Origin of the sequence: Ornithinimicrobium tianjinense, assembly GCF_014636495.1 — a bacterium.
Lineage (GTDB): Bacteria > Actinomycetota > Actinomycetes > Actinomycetales > Dermatophilaceae > Ornithinicoccus > Ornithinicoccus tianjinensis.
The window spans coordinates 71781-84105 of the sequence record NZ_BMEM01000003.1 but is presented as its reverse complement, the minus strand read 5'-3'; the positions used below and the strand labels follow the sequence as shown (position 1 = coordinate 84105).

Sequence of the window (12325 nt, the reverse complement as noted above, 5' to 3'; positions counted from 1 at the left end):
CGAGCCGATCCGGCAGGACGCCGTCGACCTCATGACCATCGTCCTGGACGCGGCTGGATCGCGCCTTGTGCATCTCTGTCGTGACACATGGGTCGCCAGGGCAACTCTTGTGACACCACAGCACTGCACAAGGCCCGCGCAGAGTCCGCCCCTGCGCGCTCGACCTGCTCCATGCCCGCATTCTTGGCACCATCGCAGCATGACGCCGCGATACGAGTCACTCGACAAGGCCTCCCGGGAGCGGGGTGTCGCCAGCCTCATGCTGGTGCGTCACGGGGAGAGCATGGGCAACCTCGCCGACCGCGCCGCCCTGCAGGCCAAGGAGACGCGCCTGGACCTGGACGTCCGCGACGCGGACGTCCCCCTCTCCGACACCGGCGTGCAGCAGGCCCGTGCGGTCCGCGACTACCTGCGCACCCTCGCCGACGACGCGCGACCGACGGCGGTGGCGAGCTCGCCATACCGAAGGGCCCGGCAGACCGCGGAGATCGCGGTCGAGGGCCTCGACGTGCCGCTCGCGGTCGACGAGCGCCTGCGTGAGCGCGACCTCGGTGCCTTCGACGGCCTGACGTGGATCGGCATCCAGAAGGACTACCCCCAGGAGTCCGAGCGGCGCAGCCGCGTGGGCAAGTTCTACTACCGCCCGCCGGGCGGCGAGAGCTGGGCCGACGTGGCCCTGCGGGTGCGGCAGGTGCTCCTGGAGCTGCAGGAGAGGTATGCCGGGGAGCGGCTCAGCGTGTTCTCCCACCAGGCCACGATCATGGCCTTCAGGGTGGCGATCGAGGGCCTCGAGGAGTCCGAGGTGCTGACCGCCGACAAGAAGACCCCGCTGGCCAACTGCTCGATGACCACCTACGTCCAGAAGGAGGGCGGGCTGGTGCTCGTCTCCTACGGGGACACCACGGCCGTCGACCGCGCCGGCGAGCACGTCACGCACGAGCCCTCCCACGGCACCGAGGAGCGCGAGGAGTGAGCCGGCCCGCCCCAGAGGTCGTCACCCCGCACCTCCTGCGTGCCTGGCCGCTGCCGGCCCTGGGCCGTGACAAGGAGTCGCGCGGTCGTGTGCTCGTGGTGGGCGGCAGCCGGGACACCCCCGGCGCGGTGCGGCTGGCCGCCGAGGCGGCGCTGCGCGTCGGCGCCGGCAAGGTGCAGGTGGTGACCGTGGCGTCGGCCGCGACCGCGCTCGCGGTCGCCATGCCGGAGATGATGGTGCGCGGCGTCGCCGAGGAGGAGGGCGGCGACCTCACGCCCGACGTCGTCCAGGTCGTGGAGCAGCTCGCCCCAGGGTGCGAGGCGGTGCTCGTCGGGCCCGGACTGCAGGATCCCGACACCGCCGCCGACCTGGTCTCCCGGATGCTGCCCGTCCTGAGGATCCCGGTCGTGCTCGACGCGCTCGCGCTCGCCGCGGTCACCGCCGACCCGGCGTGCCTGGAGCACCTGCAGGGGCGGGCCGTGCTCACGCCCAACACCCGCGAGCTCGCCGAGACGCTCGGGTGGGAGCAGGACAAGGTCGACCAGGACGTGCGCGAGGCCGCGCTCCGGCTGGCGGCCCGCACCGGCGTCTGCGTGTGCGCCGGGGGCGACGTCACGTGGACCGCCCACCCGGACGGCCGGTCCTGGCAGGGCTCCGTCGGGGGTCCGGGACTCGGCACCGCCGGCTCGGGCGACGTCCGGGCCGGGCTCGTCGTCGGGCTGCTGGGGCGCGGTGCGCAGCCGTGCCAGGCCGCGGTCTGGGGCGCTCACCTCCACGGGTCCGCCGGGGACCGGCTCACCGCCCGGCTGGGCAGGCAGGGCTTCCTGGCGCGCGAGCTGGGTCCCCAGGTGCCGCTGCTGCTCTCCGAGCTCGAGGAGTGAGCTGCGCGGCCGAGGTCCGGGCTCGGCCGGGCGTCAGCCGAAGGCCAGACCGCCCGGGCGGCCGTCCCGCAGCGCCGCGAGGTGCTCGTCGTAGTTCATGACGTCGAAGAGCGAGGCGCCCTCCAGCATCCGCGCCTGCAGCTGCTTCTCGCGCGCCTCGATCGCCTCGGCCACCTCCACCGCCGCCTCGAGGTCCGCGACCGAGCCCACGACGAGCCCGTCGTCGTCGCCGACGAGCAGCTCCCCGGGGTCGACACGGACCCCGGCCAGGTCGAGGGTGACGCCGGTCTCGGGGAGGGCGCGTGCGGCATACGCGTGAGGGGCGACGCCGGTCGCCCAGACGGGCATCGTCAGCCCGGTCAGGGTGGCGCTGTCACGGCAGCGCCCGAGGATGACGAGCGCCGCCAGCCCGCGGCGCTGGGCCTCGGTGGCGAACAGCTCGCCCGCGACCGCCCGGTCGTCGCCGCCGGCGTCGACCACGAGCACGTCGCCCGGACCCGACTCGCGCAGGCCGTGGATCACCGACATCAGGTCGCGGTTGGCCCGCGCCGTGACCACCCGGCCCACCGCGCGACTGCCCGCGCGCACCGGTCGGACGGTGGTGGGCAGGACGCGCAGCGCGGGGGAGGCGTCCACCAGGCTCGTGGTCGAGAGCCGGCTCAGCCGGTCGAGGAGGGGCTGGGTCGTCATGCCCCCGATCCTCGCACCGGCCCTCGGGCGCCTCTCGACGGTGCCGGTTACCTCACGGTAGGTTTCCGCCATGCCAGCCGACGTCGCCCGTGAGCACCGCGACGTCGTCGTCGTGGGCTCCGGCTTCGGCGGCTCCGTCGCGGCCCTGCGCCTCGCGGAGAAGGGGTATGACGTGCTCGTCCTCGAGGCGGGTGCGCGGTTCGCCGACGAGGACTTCGCGCGCACCTCCTTCGACGTGCGCCGCTACCTCTTCCGGCCTGAACTGGGCTGCTACGGCATACAGCGCATCGACGCCCTCGACGACGCCCTGATCCTCTCCGGCGCCGGGGTCGGCGGCGGCTCCCTCGTCTACGCCAACACGCTCTACGAGCCGCTCGACGACTTCTACGACGACCCGCAGTGGGCGCACATCACGGACTGGAGGGCCGAGCTCGCGCCCTACCTCGACCAGGCGCGGCGGATGCTGGGCGTGGTGACCAACCCGACCCACACCGCCTCCGACGAGGTGCTGCGCGAGGTCGCCGAGCAGATGGGCGTCGGGCACACCTTCCGGCTCGCGCCCGTGGGCGTCCACTTCGGCGACGGGCCGGGCGAGCTGTCGGAGGACCCGTGGTTCGGCGGGGCCGGTCCCGTGCGCGCGGGCTGCACCGGGTGCGGCGAGTGCATGACCGGCTGCCGGCACAACGCCAAGAACACCCTGGTCAAGAACTACCTCCACCTCGCCGAGGGGCTGGGTGTCGAGGTCCGTGCGCTCTCGACGGTGACGCGCGTCCGCCCCGACGCGGAGGTTGGCAGCGGCCCGCGCTACCGGGTCACCGTCAGCGACACCCGCCCCATCCGCCGGGTCAGCTACGAGGTCACGGCCGACCACGTCGTCCTCGCCGCCTCGGCCCTGGGCACCCAGCGTCTGCTGCACCGGATGCGGGCGGACGGCGACCTGCGCGACCTGTCACCGCGGCTCGGGGCGCTGTCCCGCACCAACTCCGAGTCGCTCGTCGGCGCGATCCGCTCCGGCGCCGGGCCCGACTACAGCCGCGGCGTCGCGATCACCTCCTCGATGCACCCGGACCCTCAGACCCACATCGAGCCGGTGCGCTACGGCCACGGCTCCAACCTCATGAACGCCCTCCAGACCGTCCTCACCGACGAGGTCGAGGGCACACCCCGCTGGCGGACCTGGCTGCGCGAGCTCTGGCGGCAGCGGCGCGTCCTGCCCCGCCTCTACGACCCGCGGCACTGGTCGGAGCGGACCGTCATCGCGCTGGTGATGCAGTCCGTCGACAACTCGCTCACGACCTACCTCGGTCGCAGCCGCCTCACCGGGCGGCGCGTGCTGCGCAGCAGGCAGGGCCACGGGGCGCCCAACCCGACGTGGATCCCGGCCGCCAACGAGGCGGTGCGCCGGATGGCCGCGGTCATGGGCGGCCACCCGGGCGGCTCGATCGGCGAGCCGTTCGGCCGCCCGCTCACCGCGCACTTCATCGGCGGGTGCGCGATCGGCGCGACCGCGGAGAGCGGCGTCATCGACCCCTACCACCGCGTCCACGGCTACCCCGGCCTGCACGTCGTCGACGGCTCGGCGCTCTCCGCCAACCTGGGCGTCAATCCGTCGCTGACGATCACCGCCCAGGCCGAGCGCGCGATGGCCCTCTGGCCCAACCGCGGCGAGGCCGACCCGCGTCCGGCCCCGGGCTCGGGGTATGCCGTCACACGCCCGGTCCCGCCCCGCTCGCCCGCGGTGCCGGGCCCCGCGCCCGGCGCCCTGCGGCTCCCGCTCACGCCCGCGCGCACGGCATACCAGCAAGGAGAAGGGGATGGACGCTGACGCCATCGTCGTCGGGGCGGGCCTCGCCGGCCTGGTCGCCGCGAGCGAGCTGGTGGCCCGCGGCCGGAGGGTGCTGGTCCTCGACCAGGAGAACGCGGCCAACCTGGGCGGCCAGGCGTGGTGGTCCTTCGGCGGCCTCTTCCTGGTCGACACGCCCGAGCAGCGCCGGCTCGGCGTGAAGGACTCCGTCGAGCTGGCGTGGCAGGACTGGCAGGGCAGCGCCGGCTGGGACCGGCTCGACGACGAGGACAGCTGGGCGGCGCGGTGGGGCCGCGCCTACGTCGAGTGGGCGGCCGGCGAGAAGCGCGACTGGCTGCGGGGCAAGGGGATCCGGTTCACGCCGGTCGTGGGCTGGGCGGAGCGTGGCGACGGTCGCGCGCACGGGCACGGCAACTCGGTGCCGCGCTTCCACATCGCCTGGGGGACCGGCACGGGCGTGGTGAAGCCGTTCGCCGACGACGTCCTCGAGGGGGCGCGGCAGGGGCGGGTTACCTTCCGCCACCGCCACCGCGTCGACGAGCTGGTCGTCGAGGGTGGGGCCGTGGTGGGCGTCCGCGGCTCGGTGCTGGCCGACGACGGAGCGCCCAGAGGTGCCGCCTCCAGCCGCGAGGTCGTCGGCGGGTTCGAGCTGCGTGCCGGGGCGGTCGTGCTGTCCACCGGCGGGATCGGCGCCAACCACGACCTGGTGCGCGAGCTGTGGCCCGAGGCGCTGGGCCGGCCGCCGCGCCGGATGCTCTCGGGCGTGCCCGCCTACGTCGACGGACGCGGCATCGGCATCGCGCGCGAGGCCGGCGCGCGGCTGGTCAACCAGGACCGGATGTGGCACTACGTCGAGGGGATCCAGAACTGGGCCCCGATCTGGCCGCAGCACGGCATCCGCATCCTCCCGGGTCCGTCGCCGCTGTGGTTCGACGCCCTCGGCCGGCTGCTCCCGGCGCCGTTCCTGCCGGGGGCCGACACGCGCGGGACGCTGCGCCACCTGCGCACGACGCCCGAGCTGGCCGACCACGACCACTCCTGGTTCGTCGTCACGCAGAAGATGATCGAGAAGGAGTTCGCCCTCTCCGGCTCCGAGCAGAACCCCGACATCACCGGCCGCGACCTCAGGCTCATGGTGAGGACGCGGCTCGGCAAGGGCGCGCCCCCACCGGTCGCAGCCTTCATGGAGCGGGGCGCCGACTTCGTCGTCGCCGACCGTCTCCCGGAGCTCGTGGACCAGATGAACGCCCTGACCGACACGCCCCTGCTCGACCCCGCCGAGATCGAGCGGCAGGTGCTGGCGCGCGACCGTGAGCTGGCCAACCCGTTCAGCAAGGACGCGCAGCTGCGCCTCGTCCGCGACGCGCGGCGCTACCGCGGCGACCGGATGGTGCGCGTCGCCACCCCGCACCGGGTGCTCGACCCCGCGGCCGGGCCGCTCATCGGCGTCAAGCTGCACGTCCTGACGCGCAAGACGCTGGGCGCCCTCCAGACCGACCTCTCCTCGCGCGCGCTCGGCCCGGACGGTGCTCCGGTCCCCGGCCTGTATGCCGCAGGCGAGGCCGCAGGGTTCGGTGGCGGCGGGCTGCACGGCTACAGCGCCCTCGAGGGCACCTTCCTCGGCGGCTGCCTCCTCTCCGGCCGGGCCGCCGGTCGCGCAGTCGCCGACGCCCTCTGACCGGACAGGCGTTGTTGCCGGTGGCGGTGGCACTAACGCCTGTCCGGTTGTGCCCTTCGACCGGACAGGCGTTGTTGGCCGGTGTGTTCTGCCGGTGGGGGTGGCACTAACGCCTGTCCGGTGCGGCTAGAAGAAGATTTTCGTCGCCAGCAGGCCCTGGCCGGGGGCGCGGCCGGACAGGACCCGGCAGAACTCGACGGCGTCCATCTCGATGCGGGGGCCGCCTGAGCCCTGGACAAAGGTCCCGCCGGCCGGGCCGGTGAGGTCGACCTCCACCGGTTGCCCGTGACGACCGGCCCACTCCTTGACCGCGTCCTCGACGAGGCGGCGGTCGTTGTCGGTGGGCACCAGGTTCCGACCGACCGCCCGGCTGATGTCCACCCGGTGCATGAAGACGTCGCGGCTGAGGATCACGTCGACGAGGTGGCCGATGTTGATCCGCTTCGGCATGCCGAGGACCATCGACCCGTTGTTCTTCACCGGTGCCGACACGGCGCGCAGGACGCGGGGCGTGCGCATCCGACCGTCCACGGCCGCCGGGAGGAGGTCGCGCAGGGTGGCGACCCGCTCGGCGGGGCGGAGCCCGGCGTGCTCAGCGACCTGCAGGGCGTTGTAGGCGTCCATCGGGTTGCCGTCGTGCTCCCGGGCGTGCCGCACGCCATACAGGTTCTGACGGAGCATCTCCCGCGTCGACGCGCCCGAGCGGGCGTTGCCGATCAGGTGACCCACCATGTCCGACACGCTCCACCCCGGGCACTCCGTCGGCGCGAGCCAGTCCTCGTCGTCGAGGCTCTCCAGCAGCGCGACAAGGTCCTCGTAGGCGCGCGTCGCGACAGCGGCCGCGTCCGAGCGGCGGGTGATCGGAACGACCTGGGTGATGCTCGCGGCGACGGTCATGCGCTCAGCCTAACGCCGTTAGGGCACCGGCGCCAGAACTGTCCCGAACATTGTTAGGATCGCTGCGTGTCCACGTCCTCCCGCACCGAGCGCCACCAGGCCACGCGCGAGGAGATCCTCAGCGTGGCGTGGGCGCTGAGCACCGAGAAGGGTCTGACGGGGTGGTCGCTGCGCGAGCTCGCCGCGGCGGTCGGCATGCGGGCCCCGTCGCTCTACGTCTACTTCGCGGCCAAGGACCACATCTACGACGCGATGTTCCGGCACTCCTACGAGGCGCTGCTCGACGCCGGCACCAGTGCCGACCTGCCCGACGACCCCCGCGCCCGCCTGCGCGCCATCGCCGGGACGTTCTTCGACTTCGCCACGGACAATCCCGCCCGGCTGCAGCTGATGTTCTGGCGCGTGATCCCCGGCTTCACCCCCTCGCCCGAGGCGTATGCCGCGTCCGTCCAGGTGGTCGAGCGCGTGCGGGAGGCGTTCGAGCAGATCGGCATCACCGATCCCGCGGCGCTGGACCTGTGGACCGCGCTGATGTCGGGCCTGGTCACCCAGCAGGTCAGCAACGAGCCCGGTGGCGAGCGGTGGCGACGTCTGCTCGACGACGCGGTCGAGATGTTCGCCAGCGCCCAGGTGCGGTAGCCCACCGCGTTCCCTACCGTGGGGCTGGTGCGGACGACGTGGGCCTCGGCCCTGACCTGGCGGCTGGATCGTCACCTGCTCGGCAGCGGCGACGGGTCCGCCGCTCGCACGGCCGAGGACGTCGTCGCGCGGCTGATCGCCGTCCCGGCCTGGACCGGCGACGCGGACCTCGCGGTCCGGTTGCGTATGGCGTGCGCCTCACCCTCCGCGCCCGCCCCGGGCGTCCTGGCCGAGCCCCTCGCCGACGGGCGGCTGGTCAAGGTCTTCACCTTCCGGGGCGCGACGCACCTCATGACCCCGGCGCTCGCGGCCGACCACCTGGCGCTGCGGGCGGCCGGGCGGATGTGGGAGCGCCGCAGCTGGACCAGCCACTACGGGCTGGAGCCGGAGGAGTGGCCGTCGCTGCGGGCCGTCGTGCGCGACGCCCTGGCCGAGGGGCCGCTCACGCCCGAGGACCTGGGGGAGCGGGTCGCGGAGCGCTCACGGTTCGCCCACCTGCGTGGCCCGCTCTCCACCGTCGGCACCTTCCTCAAGCCGTTCTTCTGGCAGGGCGACGTGTGCTTCGGCCCCTCGCGGGACGGCCGCCCCACGCTGCAGCGGCTCGACGCGAACCCGGGCTGGCCCGGCATACCCGCCCTGGAGGAGGCTGGCCCGCGGGCGGTGTCCGCCTACCTGTCCGCCTACGGACCGGCGACTGCGGCGCACGTGCAGCACTGGCTCGGCGACGGGCTCGGCGCGGGCCGACGGCGCATCGAGCGCTGGCTCGGGGCGCTCGACGGTCTGGTGCGGCTCGAGGTGGACGGCGAGGAGGCCCTGGTCCCGGCCGAGCACGCCGACGCGCTCGCCGCGGCGCGACCGGCGGGTGCCGTGCGGCTGCTGCCGGGCCTGGACCAGTGGGTGCTCGGGCCCGGGACGGCGGACCCGCACGTGGTGCCTCCCGCACGCCGACCGGCCGTGACCCGCGGAGCTGACCTCGTCCTGCTGGACGGCTTGGTGGCGGGGACATGGACCGCCCGGGCGGGGCAGGTCGAGGTCACCAGCTGGGTCGGCAGGCTGCCGGCGGACAACCTGGCCCGCGAGGTCGCGCGGCTGGAGCGGCTGCTCGCCTGAACCCGGCCGACCGCCGCGGAGCGGCGTGCGATAGAACGAGAGGGTGCCTCTCGCCGACCTGACCGTGACCCCGTCCGACCTGACGATCGGCTGGACGCTGCACGCCAGCGCCGCCAGCGTGTGGGCCCACCTCGCGGACCGCGACAAGCTCCCGCAGTGGCTCGGCAAGGTGGTGCAGGGCGACCTGAACCCCGGCGGCACGATCGTCGTCGACCACGGTGGCGGCTACCTGTGCACCAGCATCGTCGCCGAGATGGTGCCCGAGGAGCGCCTAGCCATGAGCTGGGAGTTCCCGGACGAGCAGGAGTCCGCGCTCACCCTCGAGCTCACCCGGGTGGGCGCCGCCGACGAGATCCTGCTGACGCTGGCCCACCGGAGCCTCGGCGAGCTGACGCCGTCCTACGTGCCGGGCTGGCTGGCGCACCTGACCTACCTGGAGGCCTCGCTCGCGGGGCACCCGCTGCCGTGGCTCGAGTACTGGAACCTCACGGCGACCCTGACGGAGCTCTACGCCCACCCCGGCCGGGTCAGTGGCCGACGGTGAAGCGCTGGCGCGGGTGCGCGCCGGACTCGATCTCGTCGACGTAGGCCTTGGCCAGGTCGGTCCCGGAGATCTCTGAGGAGCCGTCCTCCTGGGTGACGAGGACGTCACCGCCCGTGCGGTAGGCGCCCGTCGTCTCGCCGGGCGCGAACGACCCGTAGAGCGCGGCCGGGCTCACGTAGAACCACTCCAGGTCCTCCGGCGCCTCGCGCAGCGCGTCGAGCACCTTCGCGTGGGCGGTCGCCTCGGGCTTCCAGTCGTCCAGGAAGTCCGGCTGGTCGAGGAGGCGGGGGCCGCCCTCGGCGACGAGGGAGGAGCCGGCGCCGCCGACGAAGGACAGGCGGGCGCCGTGGCGGCGGGCGGCCTCGACCAGCGCCGGGGTGCGCTCGACCATCGGGGCGCCGTCGACGTCGACCGCGTGCAGGGCGACGACGAGCTGGTCCGCGCCCTCGGCGGCGGCCTCGACGACGGCCGGGTCGGCCATCGAGCCGGTGCGGTACTCCACGCCCTCGATCGGCTCGGCCGGGGCGTTGCGGCTGTAGGAGACGACCTCGTGGCCGCGGCTCACGGCCTCACGGGCGATGTTGCCGCCGGAGTAGCCGGTGCCGCCGAAGATGACGATGCGTGCCATGGTGGGCCTTTCGCAGAGATAGGTGATACGTCAATCATAGCACTGGGCCGGGCGCCGTCACCGTCCGGGCACCGTCAGCCCCCGCCACCGTCAGCCCCCGGCGCCGTCAGCCCGCCCGCCGCCAGGTCACGTGAGTCACGTGCGGCGTGGTGCGGCTCGACACCGGCACCAGGCGCAGGTCCGGCACGCCGTCGAAGACCCGCAGCCCCTCCCCGTAGGTCAACGGCGCGATGTGCAGCCGCAGCTCGTCGAGCAGCCCCGCCCGCAGGAAGGCGTTGAGCGTCCCTGGCCCTCCCGCCACCGAGACGTCCCGGTCCCCCGCGGCGTCGCGGGCCCGCTCGAGCGCCGCCTCGATCCCGTCCGTGACGAAGTGGAAGGTCGTCCCGCCGGACATGACCAGCGGCTCGCGCGGTCGGGAGCACAGCACGAAGACGGGGGCGTGGTAGGGCGGGTCCTCGCCCCACCAGCCGCGCCAGTCGAGGTCCCAGTCGCCGCGGCCGGGGTCGAACATGTTGCGCCCCATGATGAACGCACCCGCCGCAGTGATGGCGGCGATCTCCGCCGCGTTCTCCTCCGGATGGTCGAACATCCAGGCGTGGATCGCCTGCGCCTGCCCGATCCGGCTGCCGAACGGGTGCTCCAGCGACTGATCCTCCCCGCTCGCGACGAGGTCGAGGGACACGGACATGTCTGCGGTGACGGCCATGGTGGACAGACACGCGTGGTCGCGCGGACTCATCGGTGCCCTGAGATCCGGGTGCAGGATGGTCGCTGTGATCCTCCCGGAGGTCCGCGACCCGCGCCTGGTCACCGTCCGCCGCGGCGGGACCCTCACCGACGACCACCACCGCCTCCTCGCGCTGTGGGCCGCCGACTGCGCCGAGCACGTCCTCGACCTCTTCGAGCGCGAGGCACCGCACGACCGGGGACCCCGCGAGGCCATCGCGGCGGTGCGCGGCTGGGTGCGGGACGAGGTGGCCATGATGGCCTCCCGCGCGGCCGGCGGTCACGCGATGGGCGCGGCCCGTCCCCTCCGCGGGGCGCCCCGTTTCGCTGCGTATGCCGCGGGCCAGGCCGCGTGCGTCCCTCACGTCGCCGAGCACGACCTGGGCGCCGCGGCCTACGCGATCAAGGCGAGGAGCGCGGCATACCCGCAGGACCCGGAGGCGGGCCGGCGCGAGCGGGACCGGCAGCGCGACCGGCTCCCCGCCGCGGTGCGCGACCTGGTGCTCGAGGACCAGGCGCGGCGCGACGCGATCTGCTGGGGAGTCTTCGGCGACGCGGTGCCGGACGTCCCGTAGCCTCGCCGCGTGAACCTCGCACGCACCCGACGACCAGCCAGCACCGCCCGAGGGGTGGGCCTCGCCGTCGGTGCCACCGCGACCGCGGCGGGAGCCCTCGCCCTGGGCCGTCTGGTCCGCCGGGCCGCCGACCTGCGGCCGGCGATGGGGACCGTGCCGGCGGAGTTCCGCAGCCCGGTGTGGTACCTGCTGCACCGCCCCTACGACCCGGCTCCGCCCCGTCGCGGCACGCTCGGGGAGCGGCTGGCGGCGGGCCTGGCACGCCCCGGCCTGGGCCGGCCCACGACCGTGCCGGGCACGGCGGGCGCGGCAGGCGCGGCGGACGTGCCGGTCGTCGTCTACGACCCGCCCGGGCGCACCGCTCCCTCGGGCGCGCTGGTGTGGATCCACGGCGGCGGCATGATCCTGGGCGCGGCCTGGGTCGACCATGCGCTGTGCAACCGGCTGGCGACCGAGCTCGGGCTGCTCGTCGTCAGCGTCGACTACCGGCTCGCCCCGGAGCACCCATTCCCGGCGGGTCCCGACGACTGCTACGCCGCGCTCGCCTGGGTCCACGCCCACGCGCAGGAGCTGGGCGTCGACCCGGGGCGCGTCGGGGTCGCGGGCGCGAGCGCCGGTGGCGGCCTCGCCGCGACGGTCGCCCAGATGGCCCACGACCGGGGGCTGCCGCTGGCGTTCCAGGGGCTGGTCTACCCGATGCTCGACGACCGCACCGCGCTGCGCGACGACCACGGCACCCGCGGCGCGATCGCCTGGACGCCGGAGAAGAACCGGGACGCCTGGGCCTGGTACCTCGGCCACCCGGTGCGCGAGGACGAGGCTCGCCCGTATGCCGCGCCCGCCCGCCGCGCTGACCTCGCCGGCCTGGCACCCGCCTGGGTCGGCGTGGGGGAGGCCGACCTCTTCCTCGACGAGGACGTCGACTACGCGCGTCGGCTCGAGGCGGCCGGCGTGCCGGTCGAGCTCGTGACCGTGCCCGGGATGCCGCACGCCGCCGACATGGTGCGGGGCATCCGTCCTGCCGCGGCCTTCCGCGACAGCTTGGTGGCGGCGGTGGGCCGAGGTCTGGCGCCCCGCCCGAGCTGATCGTCCGGGGCAGGACAAGATTCTGCACCTGGGACCAGCCCGACGACGGTGCATCTGGTGCAGAACCTTGTCTGGCCCCTGGAGGTCAGTGCGC

Annotated in this window: 13 protein-coding genes; 9 read left to right on the top strand and 4 right to left on the bottom strand. The window is 74.4% G+C overall.

Annotation, left to right across the window (positions count from 1 at the left end):
- Nucleotides 1-199 precede the first annotated feature (199 nt).
- Nucleotides 200-973: a histidine phosphatase family protein gene (locus IEV65_RS10215; protein ID WP_188430456.1), complete on the top strand. Its 774-nt coding sequence runs from the start codon at nucleotides 200-202 to the stop codon at nucleotides 971-973.
- Nucleotides 970-1854 carry an NAD(P)H-hydrate dehydratase gene (locus tag IEV65_RS10210; RefSeq protein ID WP_188430454.1) on the top strand — a complete coding sequence of 295 codons (885 nt, stop codon included), beginning with the start codon at nucleotides 970-972 and terminating at the stop codon, nucleotides 1852-1854. Before IEV65_RS10215 ends, IEV65_RS10210 begins: the two co-directional genes overlap by 4 nt.
- 33 nt (nucleotides 1855-1887) lie before the next feature.
- Here IEV65_RS10210 and IEV65_RS10205 read toward each other — a convergent pair whose 3' ends face one another.
- Nucleotides 1888-2544 carry an RraA family protein gene (locus IEV65_RS10205; protein ID WP_188430452.1) on the bottom strand — a complete coding sequence of 219 codons (657 nt, stop codon included), beginning with the start codon at nucleotides 2542-2544 and terminating at the stop codon, nucleotides 1888-1890.
- 70 nt (nucleotides 2545-2614) lie between these two features.
- On the opposite strand from IEV65_RS10205, the gene IEV65_RS10200 reads away from it, so the two are divergent.
- Entirely contained in the window at nucleotides 2615-4369 is a 1755-nt protein-coding gene (locus IEV65_RS10200) for a GMC oxidoreductase (protein WP_188430451.1), read from the top strand.
- Nucleotides 4359-6026 carry an FAD-binding dehydrogenase gene (locus IEV65_RS10195; protein ID WP_188430449.1) on the top strand — a complete coding sequence of 556 codons (1668 nt, stop codon included), beginning with the start codon at nucleotides 4359-4361 and terminating at the stop codon, nucleotides 6024-6026. Before IEV65_RS10200 ends, IEV65_RS10195 begins: the two co-directional genes overlap by 11 nt.
- Nucleotides 6027-6152: 126 nt before the next feature.
- On the opposite strand, the gene IEV65_RS10190 is transcribed toward IEV65_RS10195, so the two are convergent.
- Nucleotides 6153-6923, bottom strand: a complete 771-nt coding sequence (locus tag IEV65_RS10190; protein WP_188430447.1) for a maleylpyruvate isomerase family mycothiol-dependent enzyme — start codon at nucleotides 6921-6923, stop codon at nucleotides 6153-6155.
- A 66-nt stretch (nucleotides 6924-6989) separates the two neighbouring features.
- Here IEV65_RS10190 and IEV65_RS10185 point away from each other — a divergent pair, with 66 nt between their 5' ends.
- Genes IEV65_RS10185 through IEV65_RS10175 form a run of 3 tightly spaced genes read left to right on the top strand, consistent with a single transcriptional unit; the run spans nucleotide 6990 to nucleotide 9216 of the window.
- Nucleotides 6990-7562 carry a TetR/AcrR family transcriptional regulator gene (locus IEV65_RS10185; RefSeq protein WP_188430445.1) on the top strand — a complete coding sequence of 191 codons (573 nt, stop codon included), beginning with the start codon at nucleotides 6990-6992 and terminating at the stop codon, nucleotides 7560-7562.
- Between the two features lie 27 nt (nucleotides 7563-7589).
- Nucleotides 7590-8672, top strand: coding sequence for a DNA glycosylase AlkZ-like family protein (locus IEV65_RS10180; RefSeq protein WP_229735172.1), 1083 nt, complete (start codon nucleotides 7590-7592; stop codon nucleotides 8670-8672).
- A 43-nt stretch (nucleotides 8673-8715) separates the two neighbouring features.
- Nucleotides 8716-9216, top strand: coding sequence for an SRPBCC domain-containing protein (locus IEV65_RS10175; protein WP_188430442.1), 501 nt, complete (start codon nucleotides 8716-8718; stop codon nucleotides 9214-9216).
- On the opposite strand, the gene IEV65_RS10170 is transcribed toward IEV65_RS10175, so the two are convergent.
- Nucleotides 9200-9844 carry an NAD(P)-dependent oxidoreductase gene (locus IEV65_RS10170; RefSeq protein ID WP_188430440.1) on the bottom strand — a complete coding sequence of 215 codons (645 nt, stop codon included), beginning with the start codon at nucleotides 9842-9844 and terminating at the stop codon, nucleotides 9200-9202. The two genes, IEV65_RS10175 and IEV65_RS10170, sit on opposite strands and share 17 nt — an antisense overlap.
- Before the next feature lie 106 nt (nucleotides 9845-9950).
- On the bottom strand, nucleotides 9951-10550 hold the full coding sequence (locus IEV65_RS10165; protein WP_188430438.1) for a dihydrofolate reductase family protein: 600 nt from the start codon (nucleotides 10548-10550) through the stop codon (nucleotides 9951-9953).
- Between the two features lie 67 nt (nucleotides 10551-10617).
- Between IEV65_RS10165 and IEV65_RS10160 the strand changes: the two genes are divergently transcribed.
- Together IEV65_RS10160 and IEV65_RS10155 are read left to right on the top strand one after the other, a co-directional pair.
- Nucleotides 10618-11145 carry a putative immunity protein gene (locus IEV65_RS10160; protein ID WP_188430436.1) on the top strand — a complete coding sequence of 176 codons (528 nt, stop codon included), beginning with the start codon at nucleotides 10618-10620 and terminating at the stop codon, nucleotides 11143-11145.
- 9 nt (nucleotides 11146-11154) lie between these two features.
- Nucleotides 11155-12231 carry an alpha/beta hydrolase gene (locus tag IEV65_RS10155; protein ID WP_229735168.1) on the top strand — a complete coding sequence of 359 codons (1077 nt, stop codon included), beginning with the start codon at nucleotides 11155-11157 and terminating at the stop codon, nucleotides 12229-12231.
- The last annotated feature ends 94 nt before the right edge of the window (nucleotides 12232-12325 follow it).

Excerpts from the sequence above, each read along its gene's own strand:
- IEV65_RS10170 (WP_188430440.1), bottom strand. The coding sequence starts at position 9,844 with ATGGCACGCATCGTCATCTTCGGCGGCACCGGCTACTCCGGCGGCAAC.
- IEV65_RS10205 (WP_188430452.1), bottom strand. The coding sequence starts at position 2,544 with ATGACGACCCAGCCCCTCCTCGACCGGCTGAGCCGGCTCTCGACCACG.
- IEV65_RS10215 (WP_188430456.1), top strand. The coding sequence starts at position 200 with ATGACGCCGCGATACGAGTCACTCGACAAGGCCTCCCGGGAGCGGGGT.
- IEV65_RS10195 (WP_188430449.1), top strand. The coding sequence starts at position 4,359 with ATGGACGCTGACGCCATCGTCGTCGGGGCGGGCCTCGCCGGCCTGGTC.
- IEV65_RS10200 (WP_188430451.1), top strand. The coding sequence starts at position 2,615 with ATGCCAGCCGACGTCGCCCGTGAGCACCGCGACGTCGTCGTCGTGGGC.
- IEV65_RS10190 (WP_188430447.1), bottom strand. The coding sequence starts at position 6,923 with ATGACCGTCGCCGCGAGCATCACCCAGGTCGTTCCGATCACCCGCCGC.
- IEV65_RS10165 (WP_188430438.1), bottom strand. The coding sequence starts at position 10,550 with ATGGCCGTCACCGCAGACATGTCCGTGTCCCTCGACCTCGTCGCGAGC.